Annotated in this window: 18 protein-coding genes; 3 read left to right on the top strand and 15 right to left on the bottom strand. The window is 62.5% G+C overall.

The annotated features are described in order from the left end of the window. Positions 1-59: 59 nt before the first annotated feature. The 5 genes from QRX41_RS07425 to aroC all read right to left on the bottom strand — a co-directional run bounded on the left by QRX41_RS07425 (position 60) and on the right by aroC (position 7,642). Positions 60-1,724 (bottom strand): CTP synthase, encoded by a 1,665-nt coding sequence (locus QRX41_RS07425; protein WP_313839688.1) that lies wholly within the window; start codon positions 1,722-1,724, stop codon positions 60-62. A gap of 65 nt (positions 1,725-1,789) precedes the next feature. Further along, positions 1,790-4,333 carry an excinuclease ABC subunit UvrA gene (locus QRX41_RS07420; protein ID WP_313839686.1) on the bottom strand — a complete coding sequence of 848 codons (2,544 nt, stop codon included), beginning with the start codon at positions 4,331-4,333 and terminating at the stop codon, positions 1,790-1,792. Then, positions 4,330-4,800: a type II 3-dehydroquinate dehydratase gene (aroQ, locus tag QRX41_RS07415; RefSeq protein ID WP_313839684.1), complete on the bottom strand. Its 471-nt coding sequence runs from the start codon at positions 4,798-4,800 to the stop codon at positions 4,330-4,332. The genes QRX41_RS07420 and aroQ overlap by 4 nt, the downstream gene beginning before the upstream one ends. Positions 4,801-4,803: 3 nt before the next feature. Continuing rightward, positions 4,804-6,435, bottom strand: a complete 1,632-nt coding sequence (locus tag QRX41_RS07410; protein WP_313839683.1) for a bifunctional shikimate kinase/3-dehydroquinate synthase — start codon at positions 6,433-6,435, stop codon at positions 4,804-4,806. 13 nt (positions 6,436-6,448) lie between these two features. Beyond that, positions 6,449-7,642 (bottom strand): chorismate synthase, encoded by a 1,194-nt coding sequence (aroC, locus tag QRX41_RS07405; protein WP_313839681.1) that lies wholly within the window; start codon positions 7,640-7,642, stop codon positions 6,449-6,451. A gap of 62 nt (positions 7,643-7,704) precedes the next feature. Here aroC and QRX41_RS07400 point away from each other — a divergent pair, with 62 nt between their 5' ends. Further along, positions 7,705-8,178, top strand: a complete 474-nt coding sequence (locus QRX41_RS07400) for a hypothetical protein (RefSeq protein ID WP_313839680.1) — start codon at positions 7,705-7,707, stop codon at positions 8,176-8,178. Positions 8,179-8,203: 25 nt separating this feature from the next. Here the strand turns inward: QRX41_RS07400 and mltG are convergent, their stop codons facing one another. The 7 genes from mltG to rpsD all read right to left on the bottom strand — a co-directional run bounded on the left by mltG (position 8,204) and on the right by rpsD (position 14,903). Continuing rightward, entirely contained in the window at positions 8,204-9,400 is a 1,197-nt protein-coding gene (gene mltG, locus QRX41_RS07395; RefSeq protein WP_313839679.1) for an endolytic transglycosylase MltG, read from the bottom strand. Next, the gene (ruvX, locus tag QRX41_RS07390; protein WP_313839677.1) at positions 9,401-9,883 is read right to left on the bottom strand and encodes a Holliday junction resolvase RuvX; all 483 of its coding nucleotides are present in this window, start codon (positions 9,881-9,883) and stop codon (positions 9,401-9,403) included. 7 nt (positions 9,884-9,890) lie between these two features. Next, the gene (gene alaS, locus QRX41_RS07385) at positions 9,891-12,572 is read right to left on the bottom strand and encodes an alanine--tRNA ligase (protein WP_313839675.1); all 2,682 of its coding nucleotides are present in this window, start codon (positions 12,570-12,572) and stop codon (positions 9,891-9,893) included. A gap of 165 nt (positions 12,573-12,737) precedes the next feature. Continuing rightward, positions 12,738-12,977, bottom strand: a complete 240-nt coding sequence (locus QRX41_RS07380; protein ID WP_024627396.1) for a hypothetical protein — start codon at positions 12,975-12,977, stop codon at positions 12,738-12,740. Continuing rightward, positions 12,977-13,423, bottom strand: coding sequence for a DUF948 domain-containing protein (locus QRX41_RS07375; RefSeq protein ID WP_313836607.1), 447 nt, complete (start codon positions 13,421-13,423; stop codon positions 12,977-12,979). The genes QRX41_RS07380 and QRX41_RS07375 overlap by 1 nt, the downstream gene beginning before the upstream one ends. Before the next feature lie 92 nt (positions 13,424-13,515). After that, positions 13,516-14,184: a histidine phosphatase family protein gene (locus QRX41_RS07370; protein ID WP_313839672.1), complete on the bottom strand. Its 669-nt coding sequence runs from the start codon at positions 14,182-14,184 to the stop codon at positions 13,516-13,518. A 92-nt stretch (positions 14,185-14,276) separates the two neighbouring features. Then, the gene (gene rpsD / locus QRX41_RS07365; protein ID WP_015021916.1) at positions 14,277-14,903 is read right to left on the bottom strand and encodes a 30S ribosomal protein S4; all 627 of its coding nucleotides are present in this window, start codon (positions 14,901-14,903) and stop codon (positions 14,277-14,279) included. 318 nt (positions 14,904-15,221) lie between these two features. Between rpsD and QRX41_RS07360 the strand changes: the two genes are divergently transcribed. Next, the gene (locus QRX41_RS07360) at positions 15,222-15,884 is read left to right on the top strand and encodes a TetR/AcrR family transcriptional regulator (protein WP_052692786.1); all 663 of its coding nucleotides are present in this window, start codon (positions 15,222-15,224) and stop codon (positions 15,882-15,884) included. Continuing rightward, positions 15,881-17,140 carry an MFS transporter gene (locus QRX41_RS07355; RefSeq protein WP_313839670.1) on the top strand — a complete coding sequence of 420 codons (1,260 nt, stop codon included), beginning with the start codon at positions 15,881-15,883 and terminating at the stop codon, positions 17,138-17,140. The genes QRX41_RS07360 and QRX41_RS07355 overlap by 4 nt, the downstream gene beginning before the upstream one ends. Before the next feature lie 42 nt (positions 17,141-17,182). On the opposite strand, the gene QRX41_RS07350 is transcribed toward QRX41_RS07355, so the two are convergent. Genes QRX41_RS07350 through QRX41_RS07340 form a run of 3 tightly spaced genes read right to left on the bottom strand, consistent with a single transcriptional unit; the run spans position 17,183 to position 20,699 of the window. After that, on the bottom strand, positions 17,183-18,520 hold the full coding sequence (locus QRX41_RS07350; protein ID WP_313839668.1) for an ABC transporter permease: 1,338 nt from the start codon (positions 18,518-18,520) through the stop codon (positions 17,183-17,185). Further along, positions 18,507-19,700: an ABC transporter permease gene (locus QRX41_RS07345; RefSeq protein WP_313839667.1), complete on the bottom strand. Its 1,194-nt coding sequence runs from the start codon at positions 19,698-19,700 to the stop codon at positions 18,507-18,509. The genes QRX41_RS07350 and QRX41_RS07345 overlap by 14 nt, the downstream gene beginning before the upstream one ends. Positions 19,701-19,742: 42 nt before the next feature. Continuing rightward, positions 19,743-20,699 (bottom strand): ABC transporter ATP-binding protein, encoded by a 957-nt coding sequence (locus QRX41_RS07340; protein ID WP_313839665.1) that lies wholly within the window; start codon positions 20,697-20,699, stop codon positions 19,743-19,745. Positions 20,700-20,802 lie beyond the last annotated feature (103 nt).

Genomic DNA, 20,802 nt, shown 5'->3' with positions numbered 1-20,802 from the left:
CGCTTCCCCACAAGAGGGAAACGAGCGATCATACCGAAAAAGTCCGAAAGGAATCGACCTCAGGCGGCCTCCTGGCCTCCGTGCTCCAGGCTGGCCTTGACCAGGCCGGCGAAGAGGGGGTGCGGCTTGGTCGGCCGGGACTTGAACTCCGGGTGGGCCTGGGTGCCCACATAGAAGGGGTGCTGGTCCTGGGAGAGCTCCACGAACTCGGTCAGCTGCCCGTCCGGGCTGGTGCCCGAGATGTGCAGACCGGCCTTGTCCAGCCGCTCCTTGTAGGCCACATTGACCTCGTAGCGGTGGCGGTGGCGCTCGGAGATCTCGGTGGAACCGTAGAGCTTGGCCACCAGGGAGTCTGGCTTGAGCACCGCCGGGTAGGCGCCCAGCCGCATGGTGTGGCCCATGTCGCCGTGGCCGGCCACGATGTCCTTCTGCTCCTCCATGGTGGCGATGACCGGGTTCTCGCAGTCAGGCTCGAACTCCGAGGAGTTGGCGTCCTCCAGCCCCAGGACGTGGCGGGCGAACTCGATGACCATGGACTGCAGGCCCAGGCAGAGGCCCAGGGCAGGCAGGCCGGTCTCACGGGCATAGCGCAGGGCGCCGATCTTGCCCTCGATGCCGCGGATGCCGAAGCCTCCGGGGACCACGATGCCGTCCACGCCCTCCAGGGCCTTGCGGGCGCCGTCCATGGTCTCGCAGGTGTCGGCGGCCACCAGCTTGACCTGGACCTGGGACCGGTTGGCGAAGCCGCCGGCCTTCAGGGCCTCGATGACCGACAGGTAGGCGTCAGGCAGGTCGATGTACTTGCCCACGATGGCGATGGCCACCTTGGTGCGGGGGTTGTGGACCCGGTCCAGCAGATCCTCCCATTCGTTCCAGTCGACGTCGTGGAAGGGCAGACCCAGCTTGCGCACCACGTAGGCATCCAGACCCTCCTTGTAGAGGATCTTGGGCACGTCGTAAATGCTGGGCGCATCCACGCAGTTGACCACGCCCTCGGCGTCCACGTCGCACATCAGGGAGATCTTGTCCTTGATGCCCTGGTTGAGCGGCCGGTCCGAGCGCAGCACCAGGGCGTCGGGGGCGATGCCCAGCTGGCGCAGGGCCATGACCGAATGCTGGGTGGGCTTGGTCTTGAGCTCGTGGGCTGCAGCCACGTAGGGCACCAGGGAGACATGGACGAACATGCAGTTGTCCGGTCCGATGTCCCGACGCACCTCGCGGGCGGCTTCCATGAAGGGCTGGGACTCGATGTCGCCCACGGTCCCGCCGATCTCGGTGATGATCACATCCACATCGTCGCTGGCCTGGGCCCGCATGCGGCTCTTGATCTCGTTGGTCACATGGGGAATGACCTGGACGCACTGGCCCAGGTACTCCCCCGCCCGCTCCTTGCGCAGGACGGACTGGTAGATCTGGCCGGTGGTCACGTTGGCCTTCTGGGAGAGGAAGACGTCGGTGAAACGCTCATAGTGGCCGATGTCCAGGTCGGTCTCGGCCCCGTCCTCGGTCACGTAGACCTCGCCGTGTTGGAAGGGGTTCATGGTCCCCGGATCGACGTTGATGTAGGGATCCAGCTTCTGTTGAAGAACGCGGATTCCGCGGCTTCTCAGCAGTCGGCCCAGAGAGGATGCGGTCAGCCCCTTGCCCAGTGAAGAGACCACGCCGCCGGTGACGAAAATGTGTTTGGTGATATGCCCTTGCGAATTTCCATGTTCTCTGACCATGGAACTTCAGCCTATCAGGCAGGAGCGACCAGAAAGCGGCCAACACTCGAGGAGGAGGGACGGATTCAGGGACGGCTCGGATGCAGGTGGTCGGCCAGGTAGCGGCCGGTCACCGAATCCGGGTTGCGGACCACGGATTCAGGGTCGCCCTGGGCCACGATTCTTCCGCCTCGATCGCCGCCCCCCGGGCCCATATCGACCACATGGTCGGCGTTGGCGATCATGTCCAGATCGTGCTCGATGAAGACCACGGTGGCCCCCTTGCTGACCAGGCGCTCCAGCACGCCGATCAGGACGCGCACATCCAAGGGATGCAGGCCGGTGGTCGGCTCGTCCAGGACGAACAAGGAACCATTCTGCTTGCGGCCCAACTCGTTGGAGAGCTTCAGCCGCTGGGCCTCCCCGCCGGACAGGGAGGGGGTGTCCTCCCCCAGGGTCAGGTAATCCAGACCCAGGTCCTTTAAGGTCTGCAAGCCTCGGCGGATGGCCGTGTACTCGCGGCCCTGTGCGAAGACATCCAGAGCCCGGCCCACCTCCATGGCCAGCAGATCAGGCAGGCTCAGCGGCTCCGGGTGTGCCGGCGTCGACAGGCGGTAGTGTTCGGCCTCCGGACGGTAACGCCGACCATGGCAGCTGGGGCAGGTGATGGGAATGTCGGGCAGGAACTGCACGTCCAGGCTGATCTGCCCGGTCCCGTCGCACTGGGGGCAGCGCAGGGATCCTGTGTTGTATGAGAATGCCGAGATCCCCAGCTTGTCCTTTTTCGCCTGGTCAGTGGCCGCGAAGAGGCGGCGCAGCCGGTCCATCAGCCCCGAGTAGGTGGCCACCGTGGAGCGCACATTGATGCCTATGGGCGAGGAGTCCACCAGGCGAACCCTGTCGATGCCCGCCGGATCCAGACTGTGCACATGCTCGGGCATGGGGTCGCCTTGGATTCGGGCCTGCAAGGCCGGGACCAGGGACTCCAGGATCATGGTGGTCTTTCCCGAGCCGGATACGCCGGTCACCGCCGTCATGCATCCGCGAGGAATGGCCAGATCCAGAGGGTGGACCGTGTGAATGGGTCCTGACTGCATGCGGATCCATTCATCCTCTGCAGGCATAGGGTGACGGTCTCGTACCAGAACAGGCTCGCGTCCATCCAGAAAACCGGCGATGCGTGAGTCCGGGTCTGCAGCGATCCGCTCAGGGGCTCCCTGGGCGAGTATCCTGCCGCCGCGCTCCCCTGCACCGGGACCCATTTCGATCAGATAGTCGGCTGATTGCAAAACCTTGACGTCGTGGTCGACGAAAATCACCGAATTCCCATCGGCCAGCAGGTCGCGCATGACCCCTATCAGCCCCTCCAGGTTGGCAGGATGCAGGCCGGTCGAGGGCTCGTCCAGCACATAGAGCACGCCTGTGGTCTCGTTGCGGACAGCCCTGGCCAACTGGGCCCGCTGCCGCTCGCCGGTGGACAGGGAGGCGCTGGAGCGGTCCAGGGTCAGGTAGCTCAGCCCCAGCTGGATCAGCCGCCTGCCCATCTCATCCAGGGTCTTGCAGAGGGCCGAAGCCATGGGCTGCATGGGTTCAGGCAGCGTGGGCGGCAGCTTCCGACCCCAGTCCAGCACCTCATCCAGGGGCCAAGAGGTGACCTCGGCCAGATTGTCCCCGTTGATCTGAGGCAGACGCGCCCGCTGGTTGAGGCGGGTGCCCTTGCAGTCCGGGCAGGTCCGTCCGGTCAGGAACTTGGCCACCTTGGCCAGACGCTTGTCGTCGTTGGCCCTCTTGAGCTCCTCGGTCACGGTCAGCCGTGCGTTGCGGAAGGTGAAGTCCAGCTCGTGGACCCCCTTGATCGAAGTAATGGTGATGTGCTTCTTCTCGGCCGGCCCCTCGAAGACGATCTTGCGCTCCCAATCGGTCAGGTCCCGCCAGGGCACGTCGGTGCGGACTCCGAACTCGCGAACGATGTCGGGCTGGACATTGAAGCCGAAGGTCCGCCAGGGCACCACGGCCCCCTGGTCGATGGTCAGGCTGTCATCGGGGACCAGGGTGGCATCGTCCACCTCGCGCACGGTTCCGGTCCCCTGGCAGGTGGGGCAGGCTCCCAAGGAGTTGAAGGCCAGCTCCTCGGCGCTGGGAGGCTCGACTTTAGCACCGCAGATGGGGCAGGTGATGGGCATCTCGGCCGCGACAGCCAGGGTGGGCTCCTGGCGATGGCCATTGGGGCAGACATGGCTGGACAGCCGGGAGAACATCAGTCTGAGCACATTGAGCAGCTCGGTGGCGGTGCCGAAGGTGGAGCGCATGCCACCCACGCCCGGCCGCTGACGCAGGGCCAGGGCAGGGGGCAGGAAACGCACCGACTCCACCTGGGGGCGCTGGGCCTGGGTCATCCGCCTTCTGGTGTAGGTGGACAGGGATTCCAGGTAACGCCGGGACCCCTCGGCATAGAGGACCCCCAGAGCCAGGGAGGACTTGCCGGAGCCGGAGACCCCGGCGATGCCCACCAAACGATTCAGAGGAATGTCGACATCCAGGCTGCGCAGGTTGTGGACCCTGGCGCCACGGACAAGGATGGCCTCGGGCGGTGCGGAGAGGTTTTTGCCGGTCTCCCCGCTGTCGCTCATGCGTTCTCCAGCAGGTGGGCCACAGCTTCCAGAGCCAGCCGGTAGCCGTAGAAGCCCATGCCGGTGATGGTGCCGGTGGCCACCGGCGAGATGACGCTGCGTCGGCGGAAGGCCTCCCTGGATGCCGGATTGGAAATATGGACCTCCATCAGCGGCAGCCCTGCCTGGGTGACCTGAACGGCGGCATCGGCAAGCCCATAGCTGTAGTGGGTGAAGGCGGCCGGGTTGAGCACCACCGCGCTGCCCTGGTCCACTGCCTGATGCATCCAGTGGATGACCTGGCCCTCGTCGTCCGACTGCAGCACCTGAACATCCAGACCCAGCTGCAGACCCCATTGTTCGCAGTCCCGGGTCAGCGTCGCCAGATCCTGGCGACCGTAGACTTCAGGGTCGCGCACGCCCAGCCGACCCAGGTTGGGTCCGTTGACTACCAGAACCGTCTGCCTGCCCTTGTCGGCATCCGCCATATGTCATTCCTCCTTGCGTATGGCCTGGAAGGCCTCCTTGAGCGCCGAGACCGGCGGGTCGTCCAGGTGGGTGGGTTTGCCCAAACCATCAAGAATGATAAACCGCAACTTGTTGCCACGGGCCTTTTTGTCCCGATGCATGAGGGCCAGCACCTGGTCGAAGTCGCCCCCGTTCCACCAGGTTCTCAGTCCCAGGGAGGACAGAAGCCGCCGATGATAGTCGACCGCATCCTGATCCAGATGGCCGGTGATCCTGGCCAGCTCGGCTGCGAAAACCATGCCCACCGACACGGCCTGGCCATGCCGCCAGGTGAAGTGTTCGATCTTCTCGATGGCGTGGCCCAGGGTGTGGCCGTAGTTGAGGAACTCCCGCAAGCCCGACTCCTTGAGGTCCACTGAGACGTGCCGGGCCTTGACCTCGACGGTGCGTTCGATCAGATCCTGGACCACCGTGCCCAGCCACTGGTCGGACTCCTGCCCGTCGAAGGAACGAAGGGACTCAGCCCGCTCCTCCAGCTCGCGCAGGATGCCTCCGTCCATGATGAACCCGGACTTGGCCACCTCGCCCAGGCCTTCTACAAAGATGTCATTGGGCAGAGTCCGCAGGGTCCGCAGATCAGCCAGGACGCCGGCAGGGGTATAGAAGCTGCCGACCAGATTCTTGCCCTGCTCCAGGTTGATGCCGGTTTTGCCGCCGGTGGAGGCATCGACCATGGCCAGCAGGGAGGTGGGGCAGTTCACATAGCGGATGCCCCGCATCCAGGTGGCGGCAATGAACCCGGCCTGGTCTGTGGCCGCTCCACCGCCCAGTCCCACAACCGCGTCGGAACGGGTGAAGCCCTCGGTGGCCAGACGCTCCCAGATGCCCTGGCTGACCTGGATGGTCTTGCCGGCCTCTGCGTCGGGAATGGTAAGATCCACTACCTGATACCCGGCCTGGCGAAGCAGGGCCCGGGCATGGTCGGAATGGCGCTGGACCGGCTGGGTGTGGATCAGGGCCACACGCATGGTCTGGTCGCCAAGCAGCTCGTGCAGCCGCCCGGTCACCCCTGCTCCGATCCTCACGTCGTAGGGGTCGGGACCGCTGACGTGAACCACCCGCTCAGTCAAGGCATCGGCCAGCCGTCTGGCCAGGGCCCGGGGGGTGGTGTTTCTGGATTTAAGGGTGATGGTGGCCAGCTCCTGGTAGACGCTGCGACGCTCACGATAAAGAGCCATCCAGCGCTCCGATGCGCCGCCGCGTAGAAGGGGGCGATGATCCGACCGAGCTGCTCGGCTGACCCCCTCCTCGGGGTCGACTTCCAGGTAGACCACAGCGCCTCCTGCCAGCCGATAGTCCTGCAGCGCCTGGAAGACCTCGGTGCTCATGGGAGCGCCTCCTCCCAGGGACAGGATGCCGCCAGGAAAGTCCTTCAAGAGGTCCAGGACCGCCCTGGTCTCCATGCCGCGGAAAGCCTGCTCGCCCTGAGTATCGAAGATCTCGCTGACCGATCGGCCTGCTTCCTCCTCGATGCACTGGTCCGTATCCCGGAAGGGCGCCTTGATCAGGGCGGCCGTCTCCCTGCCCAGCCGGGTCTTGCCCGCACCGGGCATGCCGATGACGACGGCCTTGGGCATGCTGCTGCTTTCAATCATGGAAGTCCGCCCCTCACCGCAGATGCTCGGGCCAGGACTGGAGGTAGGCTTCGGCGTTGCGCCGAACCTCATCGAGCGAGTCGCCGCCGAACTTCTCCAAGACGAATCGCGCCAGGGTCAGGTTCATCATGGCTTCGCCGATCACTGCGGCGGCGGGCACGGCGGTCACGTCGGAACGTTGATGGATGGCCTGGGCAGGCTGGCCGGTGGCCACATCCACCGTGCGCAGGGCCCGGGGCACCGAGGAGATGGGCTTCATGGCGGCCCTGACCCTGATGGGCTGACCGTTGGACGTGCCGCCCTCCAAGCCTCCTGCGTGGTTGCTGAGTCTGCGGATGGTGCCGTCCGGACCGGGCTCCATCTCGTCATGGGCCTGCGAGCCGGGGCGATCAGCCTCGCTGAAACCATCGCCGATCTCCACGCCCTTGATGGCCTGAATGCCCATGAAGGCGCTGGCCAGGGCAGCATCCAGACGGCGATCGTCCTCCACATAGGTGCCCAGGCCTGCCGGCACACCATAGGCAATAACCTCGAAGATCCCGCCGGCGGTGTCGCCGTCCTTCTTGATCTGGTCGATCCTGGCCATCATCCGCTTCTCGGCGTCCTTATCCAGGGTCCTGACCGGAGAGGCGTCCAGTGCAGGTCCGTCTTCGGGGCCGGGCGTGACTTTATGGCCCTCCAGGCCGACACCGGCTATGGAGATGACATGGGAGACGGTTCGTATTCCTAAAGCCTGCTGCAGGAAGTCAGCCGCCACCGATCCCAGGGCCACCCGGGATGCGGTCTCCCTGGCCGATGAGCGCTCAAGGACCGGACGCGCATCCGTGAACCCGTACTTGCGCATACCGGTCAGATCGGCATGGCCGGGCCTGGGCCTGGTCAGCGGGGCGTTGCGGCCGGTCGCCGGAGGCTCCTGGTCGGCAGGCAGTTCGTCCACGCTCATGATCCGCTCCCACTTGGGCCACTCCGTATTGCCGATCTCGATGGCCACCGGAGAGCCGAGCGTCCGTCCATGTCTGACCCCGGTCAGCAGCCGAACCCGATCCTGTTCAAAGCCCATCCTGGCTCCGCGTCCATAGCCCAGCCGGCGACGTGCCAGGGCCGATTCGATGTCCTTGGTGGACACGGCAACCCCGGCGGGCAGACCTTCCATCATGGCCACCAGGGCCTCTCCGTGGGATTCCCCTGCCGTCTGCCAGCGCAACATATTCAAGCTCCTCGTTCGTTCCTCGTTTGCCAGGTTAGGGCTACGTATGATTATCTTAGAAGATGGTCTACCTCATCCCAGCGCCGGGACTGCTGACCGCCCTCCTCCTGGCCCTGATCGACATCCGCACCCGGCGGGTCCCACGTCTTCCAGTGCTCTTGGGACTGGTTCTGCAGACTGTGACCCTGCTGGTCTTTTCACTGTTCCAGGCTCAGCCGATGCTGCTGGTGCAGTGCCTGCTGCTGACTCTGGCCTCTGCAGGCCTTCAGCTCCTGCTGGCCCTGATCCGACCCGGCGCCCTGGGACTGGGCGATGTGACGGCCACGGGTCTGGTGGCCTTGAGCCTGTCGGTTCTGGGATGGGCAACGATCCTGGTCTGGTGGGTGATGATGGGGCTGCTGGGGCTGATAGCCTTGGCCCTGGCCTGGTTGGCTCGTCGGCGTGGTTCGGCCGGAACACGCAACCCGCTCTCGCTGGCCTACGTCCCGGTCATCCTTGCCGCGGCAGCAGCGGCCCTGGTCATTGACGCCGTCTAGGCAATTGCGGTCCAAGAGCAGGGCGCTAATCGTTCTGTTCGTTGTGCCGGGATTCCCAGGCCTTGTATTCCTTCACGTCGCGGTTGAACTGATCCTGGTTGTCGCTGAACCTGGTCTCTCCCGTGTCCAAGTTGACAGTCACGAAATAGAGCCAGTTGCCCGACTCCGGGTGCATGGCCGCCTGGATGGCCTCGTCTCCCGGGCTGCCGATGGGGCCTGGAGGCAGGCCCTGGTGGACCCTGGTGTTGTAGGGGTCGTCTGCGTTCTGCAGCATGGCATCGGTCAGCTTCAGGGCCGAGACGTTGTTGGAGTAGGCCACCGTGCTGTCCATGCCCAAGGGCATTCCCTTGGCCAAGCGGTTGTCGATGACCCTTGCCACCTTGCCGTAGTATTCCGATTTGTTGACCTCGGCTTCGGTAATCGACGCTGTATTCAGGATGGTCTGCCGTTCCTGACCTCCGGGTACGCCCAGCTGATCCAGATGCTCAATACGCTTGGAGACCAGGTTGGTCAGGATGGCCTTGGCCGACCCGGCCTTGCGCACATCGTACTCCCCGGGCTGCAGCCAGCCTTCAAAGTCTCCCTGGGCCTCCTGGGGCAGAATCCCCTCCCCCTTGGCTTGAACCAAGGCATCGAATTCGCCCTGCGGCACCCCAGAGAGCTGAGCGGCCCTAGCAATCACATCACGTACCCGCTCGCCGGCCCGCACCTGCAGGAAGCCGCCGGCCTTGTTCCGGTCAGTCAGAATGGTCACGACATCGGAGGCTTTCATTCGCAGACGAAGATCGAAGGTGCCGGGCACCAGCCTGGATTCGGATTGGGCGCTGGTGATGGCGTGCAAAAAGGCCTCCGTGGACTTGACCACTCCAGCCTTGACCAGGTTGGCACCGACCTGATCAGCCCCCTGGCCGCTCTCGATCGTGAACTCCACCGGCGCTCCGCCAGGGCCGGGATAATCAGGGGCGACCTCCTTGGTGGCTACGATCCTGGGAGTTCCATGGCGTAGCCCGCCCACCAGAATCACCACGCAGGAGGCAGCAACCACCACGGCCAAAGCTATGAGGAGAACCATAATCCGCTGACGGCGCTTGCGACGTTCACGCCGACGACGCATCTCACGACGCGAACGAGGAGGACGCGGCGGCATGGCGGAGACCGGGGCTTGCCCATCGGCCACCCACTGGACCTTATCCTGGAAGAATTCCTGCATGTCGTCGGCCAATTACCACTCCTTGTCGGCACGTCGGTTGTCCAGGGCCGACTGCAGCAGCACAACAGCGGACTGCTGATCGACCACAGGACGATGTCTTCGCCCGTCCACGCGGGCATCGTATAGCTGACGATGGGCGCTGACGGTCGTCAGTCGTTCGTCTCGCAATACTACACTTGGCAGTTGCTCAGGGGCAATGTCGGCATCCCGGGCAGCCTCCTGAAGGCGTCCGGTCAAGGCACGCACCCAACGGGACGCCTTTTTGGCGCTGCGACCAGCCTGACCGCTCAGGAGCAGAGGGTATCCGACTACGACCCTGGACACGCTTTTGTCCAGGATCAGGTCTTCCACCTGGTCCAGGGCCTGGAAGTAGTCGCCCTGAACCCTGATGTTGCCAGCAGGAAAAGCCAGGGTCAGCTCCGGATCCGACAGGGCCAGACCCACCCTGGCTTCGCCAAGATCCACCCCCAGCCATACGGCTGTATGTGATCGCACGGGAAGCTCAGCCCTCTCGTACCTGATCACTCAGGGCTTGCAAGGCCCGATCAATGGCTGAGGCATCCTGACCGCCGCCCTGGGCGAAGTCAGGCTTGCCTCCTCCGCCGCCTCCCAGGACCTTGGAGGCTGTCCTGACCAGGTCGCCAGCCCTGAGGCCGCGATCACGGGCAGCCTGATTGGTGGCTACGAAGATGACCGGCTTGTCATCCTCGCTGACACCGGCCAGGGCGACCACAACCGGGTACTCCTCGCCCATGCGGGCCCGCAGGTCGGTCACCGTCTTGCGCAGGGCATCCACAGAACCGAAACGGCCCATATTCCGGGATGCGATCTTGACATCTTCCGGGGCATGCAGGGCCTGGTTGGCCAGTTCGGGCACAGCCTGGGCCATCTGCTGCTCATAGGTGGCCGCCAGTCGGCGGTCAGACTCCTTGAGCTTGGCCAGCAGGGCCGAGATTCTGGATTCCAGCTCATCGGGGCGGGCGTTGAGCTTGTCTGAAAGCTGTGAGACCAAGGCGTGCTCGCGGGCGTTGTACTCGTAGGCCCCCTGGCCCACTACAGCATCAACGCGACGAACGCCGGTGCCCACCGAGGCCTCGGACATGATGGAGACCGCACCGATCTTGCCCACGTGATCCACATGGGTTCCCCCGCAAAGCTCCCGGCTCCAGCCGTCCTCGCCTATGGAGACCACACGGACCACATCGCCGTACTTCTCCCCGAACAGATGCATGGCACCCAGGGCGATAGCGTCGTCGTACTTCATCTCCTGAGCGGTCACAGCCAGGTTGTCACGCAGGCGATCGTTGACACGGGATTCCACCGCATCCATGGCCTGGCGGCTGGGGGCCTGCGACCACTGGAAGTCAAAACGCAGCCTGTTGGGCGCATCCTCGGAGCCGCGCTGTGTGGCCTGGGGACCCAGCTCCTCACGCAGGGCCTTGTGGACCATGTGCGTAGCGGTGTGCGAACGCGCAATGGCCCCACGCCGGTTCCGGTCAATGGTGGCCGTAACCTTGGCCTGCAGGGTCAACGTTCCCTCGGTCAGCCGGCAGCGGTGGACGGTCAGCCCCTTGACGGGATTCTGCACATCGTCCACCTCCAGGACGGCCCCGTCGTCGGTCAGGATCTCACCCTGGTCGGCCAGCTGGCCACCGGCCTCGGCGTAGAAGGGCGAGCGGTCCAAAATCACCTCAACCTGAGCAGGTGCCTTGACAGCCAGAACCGCGCCCTTGCCCTCCTGGATGATGCCCAGGACGGTCGAGCGGCTGGAAAAGTCAGTGTAGCCCAGGAAGACCTGAGGCTCGTCCAGTGTCTTGCGCATATCGTCGTAGACGCTCAGATCCACGTTGTGCCGCTTCTTCATGGCATCGGCGCGGGCCCTGGACTTCTGCTCGTTCATGAGCTTTCGGAATTCGTCCTGATCCACCTTGACGCCCTGCTCGGCAGCCATCTCCAGGGTCAGCTCGATGGGGAACCCATACGTGTCATGCAGGGTAAAGGCATCCTTGCCGGAGACTTCGGGATCACCCTTGTCTTTCTTGGCCTTGTTGACGGCTGTGTCCAGGATGGTAGTTCCCTTGTCCAGAGTCCGGCGGAAGGCCAGCTCCTCGCCGTAGGCCGATTCGGCCACTTCGGAGAAGGTGTCGTTGAGCTCTGGGTAGCTGGGGGCCATGGCCTCCTTGGAAACCGGGAAGAGCTGGGGCAGGACCTCCTGGTCCACGCCCAGCATCTTCATGGAGCGGATGGTCCGGCGCAGCAGACGGCGCAGCACGTAGCCACGGCCGACGTTGCTGGGGCGGACGCCGTCGCTCATGATCATCAGGGCCGAGCGGACATGGTCGGCCACCACACGGAAGCGCACGTCATCCTGGGCATCGTCCCCATAGTGTCGACCAGACAGACCCTCGGCAGCCTGGATGACGGGGTAGACCTCGTCAGTCTCGTAAATGTTCTGCTTGCCTTGAAGCAGGTAGGCCAGGCGCTCCAGGCCGGCGCCGGTGTCGATGTTCTTGTGCTCCAGCTCCCCCACGATGTGCAGATCGGTCTTGGAGCGGACATTGTCCACCTCGTAGTTTTCGAAGACCAGATCCCAGATCTCGATGTATCGGTTCTCGTCTGCCGAGGGGCCGCCCTCCTTGCCATAGGCAGGGCCGCGGTCCACGTAAATTTCGGAGCAGGGGCCGCCGGGGCCGGGGCCGCCAGTGGTCCAGAAGTTGTCCTCCATGCCCAGGATCTCCATGTGCTCGGGGTCGAAGCCCTCGTTCTTCCACAGGGAGCGGGCCTCCTCATCGTCGGTGTAGGTGGTTACCCAGATCGTTTCGGGATCGAAGCCGTAGCCGCCCTGGTCCTGGGGCTTGGTCAGCAGGTCCCAGGCGTAGTGGATGGCCTCCTCCTTGAAGTAGTCCCCGAAGGAGAAGTTGCCCAGCATCTGGAAGAAGGTGCCGTGACGGGTGGTCTTGCCCACCTCATCGATGTCCAGGGTGCGCACGCACTTCTGGTTGCTGGCCATCCGGCTCTTGGGCGGGGTCTGCTCCCCCAGCAGATAGGGGATGAAGGGAACCATGCCGGCGATGGTGAAGAGCGTGGTGGGATTGGGCGAGATCAGGGAGGCGGAGGGAACCACCAGATGATCCTTGTCCTGGAAATAATCGAGGAAACGCTTGGCGATTTCCGATGTGCGCATGCTGCTTCTGCTCCTTCAGACCCGATGAACGCCGAGGGAATAACGGGTCGTCCAAATGACTCGGTTGTCCGGGGTGCGAACAGGTCGCCCGCACTCCGGACTCTTAGCTGAATATGGTGATTTTACACCGGCCAGGCGCATTGTCCTGGCCTGTCCGCCCCAGGCTCAGCCCTGGAAACGGTCCAGATAGCGGCGGTCCAGCTCGTCCTGCCGCTGGTGCATGGTCTGGGTGAACTGACGCACCAGGCCGGACAGGGTCCGTGAAGCCACCTGGTCCTGATCCTCGCCCAGCACGAATTCCCTTGCACGCTTGGGGGTATTGGCCCTCACATAGGCCTCGGCCTTGGTCACCAGGACCACGCCTGCCGTGACGCCCAGCCCCATCCAGAAGATCCGTTTGAACATCAGCGGGTCCTCCCCTCGTTCCCTTGACCGTCATTGGCCTTTTGTGCGGTGGACTTTTGTGCGGTGGAGGACTTGGATTCGGCGCTGTTGCGGCCTCCTGAAAGGAATGACGAGATCGTCTTGCGCAGGGCGTAGAAGAAGGCCGCCACTTTGATGACCGGCTTGCCCAGCATTGATCCATACAGGTCTGTCAGGGCGCCAACGTTGCCTGCCGTGGTCGAAGCCGCTGCTGAGATGCGATTGACGTCAGTCAGGGTCTGGTTGAGCTGGGTGACCGTGCTGGTGGACTCGTCCAGGGTGGGCACCACATGGTCGCCCGCCTGCTTGATGGTCTGCGCCAGCTGATCGAAGAGCTTCCCTAGACGAATCAGGGGATAGATCAGAAACCCCGCCAGGATAGCGAAGGCAATGGCCGCTATCAGGCCGGCAATCTGTCCTACGTCCATCTGCTACCTCTCTTCCATTGGTACGATACTGGGGACAACGCTAGCACGCGCCGTCTATCAGTTCAGGCCATGACTGGCCTATTGAAGCCGGTTCATTGATTGAAAGACCGAACCTGGAGGGCCCGCTCAAAGGGAGCCTCCGTGTCGAAGTCGAATAAGGTGACACTTCCATTGCTTGGGCGACTGCTGGTGTCGTAACGCCCGCCGCCGAAGCGGTTGACCAGACTGAGCAAGGTGTTGCCGTGCGAAACCAGCAGGACGCGGTCGCCATTCTTCAGATGGGGATCGGCTGCGATCAGGGCGAATCCACCGGCAATGCGAGTCCAGTACTCGCTGTCGGACTCGGCATCGCCAAAGGGATCGGCCTGCTTGAGGAAGTCCCTGGTGGCGGCCAGACCAAACTGATCCACAATCTGCTGGTAGGTGCCTGCTCCATGAGGCGCGCCTGCAGCCCACCAGGCCATGGCCATGTCCTGCCCCTCGAAGTAGCCGTAGAACTGCTCGCGGAAATGGCTGTCGCTGACCGGTTCAGGCTTCTTTTCCGACTGGTTCTGGGCCAGGATCCTGCGGACTGTCTCCTGGGCGCGGGTGGTGTCCGAGCAGTAGGCGGCCGCAAAGCTAACCTTGCTCAATTTTTGGCCCGCACGTTCGGCATCCTCCAGCCCCGATGAGGTCAGGGGCGAGTTGGACCAGCCCTGAAGACGGTTGTAGCGGTTGAAATAGGTCTGCCCATGGCGGACGGCATACAGATGGAGCAACATGCCTCCATTATTCCACCCACAATCCGGCAGGGGTGGCAGATTCTGGCATGCAAAGGGCCCCGGACGAACCGGGGCCCCAAAGTTCCCAGTGGTCAGCGAGCGTAGAACTCGACCACGTACTGGATGTTGATCTGAACCGGGATCTCCTCCGGCTCGGGCTTGCGAACCAGGCTGGCCTTCAGGGAGGCCAGGTCCACGTCCAGGTAGCCGGGGACCGCGGGCAGCACGTCCCGGTGGACGCCTTCTGCGGCGATCTGGAAGGGCACCATGGTCTGGCTCTTGGGCTTGACCTGGATGGTCTGGCCGGGCTTGACCCTGTAGGAGGGACGATCCACGATGTTGCCGTCGACCAGGATGTGGCGGTGAACCACGTACTGGCGGGCCTGTGCGGTGGTGCGGGCGATGCCTGCGCGCAGGACCAGGTTGTCCAGGCGGCACTCCAGCTCGCGAAGCATAGCGGCACCGGTCTGGCCGGACTCGTGGGTGCCCCGCTCATAGGCGGCGCGCAGCTGCTTCTCGGAGACGCCGTACTGGGCGCGCAGCCTCTGCTTCTCGCGCAGACGGACGGCGTAGTCGGACTCGGTGCGACGGCGGCTGCGGCCGTGCTCGCCGGGGCCATAGGGGCGCTTCTCGAACAGGCGCTGGGCCTTGGGGGTCAGGGCGATGCCCAGAGCGCGGGACAGGCGGACCTGGCGACGCGCACGCTGAATGTTAGTCATTGATGCAATCCTTACTTGCTTCTGTCGTTATCTGAACGAAGACGGCCGGAACCGTCGAGTCAGGCCTCTCCAATGCTTCACCGTGCCAAGCACGAACGACCTTGCGGTCGCCGACCCATTGATGGGCTGAGACTCCAGATAGGTTCACGCACAAACACGCAAACCAAGTGTTTATTAAACCACATGAGCCCGACCTGGGAGTAGATGTATGTTGTGCTATATTCATACCAACGGTCGGTATGATATTGATCCAAGGCAGGCAGACTCCCCCGACCGATCAACAACGACCCATCTCAGCGATCTGAAAGGAAGACGACCATGGCCCGCAACGCACATCCAGAGCTGACACAGGAGAGAATCATCGAAGCCGCCACCGAACTCTTCACGAGCCAGGGCTACGACAAAACCAGCATGCAGGACATCATCAATGCAACCGGAGGCTTGAGCAAGGGGGCCGTCTACCACCATTTTCGGTCCAAGGAAGACCTCTTCGACGCTGTGGCCGACAGGTTGATGAACACCATGAGCGAGGAGACCAGCAAGACCAATGCGAGGTCGAAGCAAGGCACGGCATTGGAACAGCTGCAGTCGCTCTTCTCCCCTGAGCGAGCGCGCAAGAGGCTGAAGGCCGCGGACCTGATGTTCCGCAAATTCAACCCAAAGGCCAATCCCAAGATGATCGGCATGGAGTTCACGGCCTTGGTGGATGAAAGGGATGACTTTGTCGACCTTTTCAAGCAGGGCAATCAGGACGGCTCAATGCACGTGAACCATGTCGAACAAACCACAGAGATTTTCCGGCTGCTAGCTAATATGTGGCTCCTGCCTTTCTTCCGCCAGGGAACACAGGCTGAGCTGCGCACCAGAGCCGCTTGCTTTTTCTCAATCATGCAGGGCTTGGGCATCCCCCTGGAGGATCAGGGGTTCTCCGACCTTCTGGCCTCCTTCGGCACCGAAGCCAAAGGCGAAGCCGGCATATGAACCCGCCCGATCAGGCCCAAATTTCAAGCAAAGGACTGCTGGCACCGCCATTCATTGCTCTTCTGACGACTGAGATTCTCTCCAATCTAGGGCAGACATGTTTGGTCTTCGCCCTTCCGCTTCATCTGTTGAACATCTCAGGATCAGCATCCCTCTATGGCATGGCCTCCGCTATGGCCGTCCTTCCATCCATACTCCTGACCCCCCTGGGCGGAGCTCTGGCCGACCGGCTGCACAAGCAGTCCACCATGGCAGTGCTGGACATTCTGTCAGCATTGACCGCCTTCTTGTACATCCTGATCAGCCGCAAGCTCGACCCTGTTTTTTTGACCGTAGTCTGCATGATGCTGGTCAATGCCTACAGGGCCTGCTACAGCCCAACGGTGCAAGCAGCGCTTCACTGCCTGGTAGACAGCAAAGACCTGACACGTGCATCAGCCCTGGTTTCCCAGGCGATCTCCCTCGTGGGAATGATCGGACCAGTATTGGCCGGCATGGTCATGGGATTCTTCGGAATCATGCAGGTAGTCGGGGTTTCGGCCTCGGTCTGCCTTCTGTCGGCTGCCTGGATCAGGATCGCCGTCAGAATTCCCGAACCAGCACAAAGCCGCTCCCAAGGCCCAAGAGCACTCGTAAGCCATCTGGTCGCGGACACGAAAACAGCTGCACAATTTCTGGTCAGGAATAGCAACCTCAAAGTGGTCATAGGACTCAGTCTGGCGGCCAACCTGATCTTTGCCTCCTACATCAACGTGGCCCTGCCTTATATGGTCACTCGCACGCTGGGCCTGAGCAACGCCATGCAGGGGCTGGCCGAAGGAATACTGGCCTGCGGGAGCCTGCTTGGAGCCATCTTGGTGTCCATCCGTCCAGGCTGGTTCTATCTGCAGCGAGTCCCCGTGCTGCTCTCGGACAGCGCCCTGGTCCTCCTGCCCATTGTGGCAGGGCTGCTTTTGCATTTGCCCACTCATGCCCTCTTCGCCCTGGTAACCGGGTGCATGGCTCTGGCTGCGGGAATGGTGCAGACAGTCAACATCACTTCCCTATCCTATGAGCAGATTCATACCCCTGCAATGCTGATAGGCAAAGTGATAGGGCTGACCAACAGTCTATGCATGTGGGCGATTCCGCTGGGACAGGCCGCCTTCGGCCCGCTGATCGACCACAGCCCCATGACCTTGATCATCACTGGGGTGGTCATCGTGACGTTGCTGACATGCCTGGCAGCCAGGCTGGCCATGAAGCCGGACGAGTGACTGGCATGGCGGATGCATTTGCGATGATCCACGAATCTGGCATTATCCGATCATACTGGGGTCAGAGCTGCCGGGAGCGACCAGGGTGGCCCGGGTGCGTGTCAGGCGTGAGACCATAAGGCCGACACAGGCATAAGCCAGCGCGAACAAGGCAACCACGGTCAGCGGAAGGCCCCAGGAGGCCAGACCTGCTGCGCTCGAATCCATGATTGATTGGACTGCAGTGTTGTACCACCAGCCCGGAGTCAGCTTGCCGATGGTCTGCATGACCGGAGGCAGGGGGCCGCCGGAACTGGACCCGGAGGTGAACATCACCACCAGGCCGAAGGTGACGCCTACGGAGTTTATGAGCGAAGAGGAAGGGTTGAACTGGGCAAGCATGAATCCAAAGGATGCCGCCGACACAGCGAATACCAGCATGACAAAAAAGCTCAGCAGCACCCTCCCCCAGCCAAGCGAAGCCAAGGACACCCCCGATGCCGCCATGCTGAAGGCAACGAGTGCCACATAGTATGCCCAGGAGATGCCTGCCAGAATGAGGGCTGCCATGAGCTCCTGTCCATTCAGGCTGCTTGACCGCTCTGGAGAGGCAAGCAGGCGCCGATGTCGGTCTGGAGAACTGAAGGCTCCGAAGAGGGTGGCTACGCAGACCGTCAGCGCTGTCATCAGGGGAAAGGCAGCCAGGCCGACTGTCGTGGCGAAGCCTTTCAACAAAGCTCCATGGCTATCAGTCTTGGGGCTGGCATGGATGCCCACATGTGGCTGGTTGCCGGCATAGTGGGCTACTGCATAGGCAGCCGCATCCTTGACCGCAGCCGGCGAGTGCAGATCCGTCGAACCGTTTTGGCCCAGACCGCTCAGCAAAGCAGCACGAAGAGCATCAAAATAACTGTCCACCTGCAATTGTGCCAGACTGCCACGGCTGGAATTGTAGGAGGCAGCCGTTTCAACCTTAGGGAAAGCAGTCGTCTTGCCGCCGCTGTGAGCTTGGGCAGCAGTGTCTTCAAGCGTCTCAAGGAACCGTTGTCCATATCCGGCTGGGATGATGACGGTCAAATCGCTTTTACCCGATACATTGGCGTCCTGCAGGGCCTGGGGCTTATCTTCGACTGTCACCAATCGGGCCGATTTGCCCAGATACTTCTTCAGACCCTGGCCCAGCTCGCAACCAGCCTGGTTACCGCAATCCCTATTGATGACGACCACCTTCGCACGTGCGGGCTCAAAGCGACCAACCGAGCTTGAGGCGTTGGCACGTACCGCGGCCTGCACGTTCGTGGAACCGATGACAATCATGATCAGGCTCATGCCCACCAGATACAGGAGGAGGTAGAACTTATGCGCCCAGATGACGCGCAGTGCTGTTTTACAAGTATTCATACCGTTGTTTCCTTAGGAGCAGACCGCAGATGGCCAGGAAGATAGCGGCCATAATGGCCAGGATGCCGCAGGTGCGGGCAAAGGGTGCCAGGCTGTCGTAGTAGACGATGTCGTAGAAGAGGTTGGAGACCTGCTTGACTGGGTTGAGCAGGTGAAGAATAGGAGCATGCTCCTGGATGGCATTGTTGAGGTCCATGGCCAGGCTGCCGTAGAGGCCGATAAAGGCACTCAGCGTGCAGTCGATCGCTATTACCAGGCCAACCTTCGTTTCAGTGGGGAGTTTGGGAATCGCGCCCATCATAGAGCCGAAAGCGGTAGCCATAAAGGTGCCTACGGCGATAGCTATGAGGGCTATCGGGTCACGACCACCGGTCTGCACGCCGCAGACTGTGCGGACGAAGATGTAGGCGACCAGGAGGCTGACTGCGGAGAAGAGCCAGGAGGCCAGGAAGGCACCCGCTGCCTGCCGCCACTTGGGGCTGGGAGAACTGGCCCGTCGGGCTCCCAGGGCTGAAAGGTTGGGCTGGGTCCTGGCAATCATCTCGGCTGCGGTGCTGGCACCGATAAGGCAGGCCATGGCGAGCACGGCGAAGAAGTAGGGCGCGGTCATAGATGGGTGGATGTGCGTCAGGCGGATTTGCCTGGTGTAGGTCGGTCCGCCGGAGTGCAACAGAATTTGATTGCTTGGTGAGGCAATGGCTGCCCTTGCGGAATTGGCCTGGTTGAAGCTGCCCAGCGAGGCGGAAAGAATGGAGACAGCTATGCCTTCGGAGGCGGTGGCATCGGATTGGATGCTGGCGGCTTCGCGGTCCGACAGGACCATGTTGACCAGTCCGTCAGAGCCCGCGTACAGGTAACCAATATCCTTCCGGCTATCCAGACGCGTGTTCGCTTCGGCCTTGGAAGCCACTGTCGTCGGGATAAGCAGCTGAGTGTCCTCAGACCCAGCCTTGGGCTTCTTCGATAGCGATGAGACCAGTTCGTCAGCACCTGGGCTGGCTTTCCAGTTGGCGTCCGAGACAATGGCGAAGTGCTGTGCCTCGGCAGTGTAACCGTCTTGCAGGTTGCCCATGATGCCCAGCATCAGAGCGGCCAGAATGACCGGAAAGGCCAGGACCCAGAAGAGGGAGGAGGTGTTGCGTATCGAGGTCTTGACGTTGATCAGGAATGAGTTCCACATGGATAGGTGCTCCTTTACGGCAATCGAGCCTATGGACTGCGCTCAGTCGCGCAGTTCCTTGCCGGTCAGTTCCAGGAACACGTCGTTCAGGGATGGCGGACGGCTGGTCAGATGGCCGTAGCTGGTCTGGGTGGATTCCAGGACCGTCAGCACGTCCTGCAGGTTGTGCTCGCCCTGCCGGCAGTGGATGACCAGCTCCTTGCCGTCATATTCGGCGGATTGGGCCAGGGGCAGGGCACGGATCCGGGCCAGCGTGGAATCCTGCAGGTCCAGTGTCTCGACGGTGACCTGCTCGCCGGCCTGGACCATGCCCTTGAGCTCTTCGGCAGTGCCCAGGGCGATCTGACGGCCATGGTCCATGATCATGATCCGCGTGCAGATCTGCTCCACCTCCTCCATGTAATGGCTGGTGTAGACCACGGTGGCCCCTTGGGCGTTCAGCCGTTCGATGCCCTCCAGGATGGCGTTGCGGCTCTGGGGGTCCACGGCGACGGTGGGCTCGTCAAAGAAGATGAGGTCCGGCTGGTGGGCGATGCCGCAGGCGATGTTGAGCCTGCGCAGCAGACCGCCAGACAGTTTGCCGGGTCGGAACTTGCGGAATTCGCCCAGCCCCACGAAGTCGATGGCCTGCTCTACCAAAGCTTTGCGGTCGGCCTTCCTGGGCACATAGAGGGAGCAGAAATAGTCGATGTTCTCCTGCACGCTCAGTTCGTTGAAGACGGCCACATTCTGTGGAACCACGCCGATATGGCTTTTCAGGTCGTAGGAGGTCGGGGTCATCTCCTGCCCGAATATGCGAACCGTCCCCGATTCGTAGCTGAGCAGTGCCAGGATGCAGTTGATGGCGGTTGACTTGCCTGAACCATTGGGGCCAAGCAGTCCGAATACCTCACCACGACCGACTTCCATGTCGAAGTGGTCCAAGGCCACCATGTCACCGTAGCGCTTCACCAATGCACTGACCTTCAAGGCCGGCTCTTGCTCACGTGAACTGTTCATGATTCCATCATCCCAGCTACGGCTGGCCCGACACCGTGACAGCCGTCATCAATGTTGTGGATGGTCGAATCATATCTATGACATTTGTCATGGGTGCTCCCGC

This window comes from Bifidobacterium kimbladii, assembly GCF_032193675.1.
GTDB lineage: Bacteria > Actinomycetota > Actinomycetes > Actinomycetales > Bifidobacteriaceae > Bombiscardovia > Bombiscardovia kimbladii.
The sequence above is the reverse complement of the archived record's forward strand: the minus strand, read 5'-3'. Positions and strand labels throughout refer to the sequence as shown.

Coding starts and splice junctions, on each gene's coding strand:
- QRX41_RS07425 (WP_313839688.1), bottom strand. CDS start 1,724: ATGGTCAGAGAACATGGAAATTCGCAAGGGCATATCACCAAACACATT.
- QRX41_RS07420 (WP_313839686.1), bottom strand. CDS start 4,333: ATGAGCGACAGCGGGGAGACCGGCAAAAACCTCTCCGCACCGCCCGAG.
- aroQ (WP_313839684.1), bottom strand. CDS start 4,800: ATGGCGGATGCCGACAAGGGCAGGCAGACGGTTCTGGTAGTCAACGGA.
- QRX41_RS07410 (WP_313839683.1), bottom strand. CDS start 6,435: ATGATTGAAAGCAGCAGCATGCCCAAGGCCGTCGTCATCGGCATGCCC.
- aroC (WP_313839681.1), bottom strand. CDS start 7,642: ATGTTGCGCTGGCAGACGGCAGGGGAATCCCACGGAGAGGCCCTGGTG.
- QRX41_RS07400 (WP_313839680.1), top strand. CDS start 7,705: ATGGTCTACCTCATCCCAGCGCCGGGACTGCTGACCGCCCTCCTCCTG.
- alaS (WP_313839675.1), bottom strand. CDS start 12,572: ATGCGCACATCGGAAATCGCCAAGCGTTTCCTCGATTATTTCCAGGAC.
- QRX41_RS07380 (WP_024627396.1), bottom strand. CDS start 12,977: ATGTTCAAACGGATCTTCTGGATGGGGCTGGGCGTCACGGCAGGCGTG.
- QRX41_RS07375 (WP_313836607.1), bottom strand. CDS start 13,423: ATGGACGTAGGACAGATTGCCGGCCTGATAGCGGCCATTGCCTTCGCT.
- QRX41_RS07370 (WP_313839672.1), bottom strand. CDS start 14,184: ATGTTGCTCCATCTGTATGCCGTCCGCCATGGGCAGACCTATTTCAAC.
- rpsD (WP_015021916.1), bottom strand. CDS start 14,903: ATGACTAACATTCAGCGTGCGCGTCGCCAGGTCCGCCTGTCCCGCGCT.
- QRX41_RS07360 (WP_052692786.1), top strand. CDS start 15,222: ATGGCCCGCAACGCACATCCAGAGCTGACACAGGAGAGAATCATCGAA.
- QRX41_RS07355 (WP_313839670.1), top strand. CDS start 15,881: ATGAACCCGCCCGATCAGGCCCAAATTTCAAGCAAAGGACTGCTGGCA.
- QRX41_RS07350 (WP_313839668.1), bottom strand. CDS start 18,520: ATGAATACTTGTAAAACAGCACTGCGCGTCATCTGGGCGCATAAGTTC.
- QRX41_RS07345 (WP_313839667.1), bottom strand. CDS start 19,700: ATGTGGAACTCATTCCTGATCAACGTCAAGACCTCGATACGCAACACC.
- QRX41_RS07340 (WP_313839665.1), bottom strand. CDS start 20,699: ATGAACAGTTCACGTGAGCAAGAGCCGGCCTTGAAGGTCAGTGCATTG.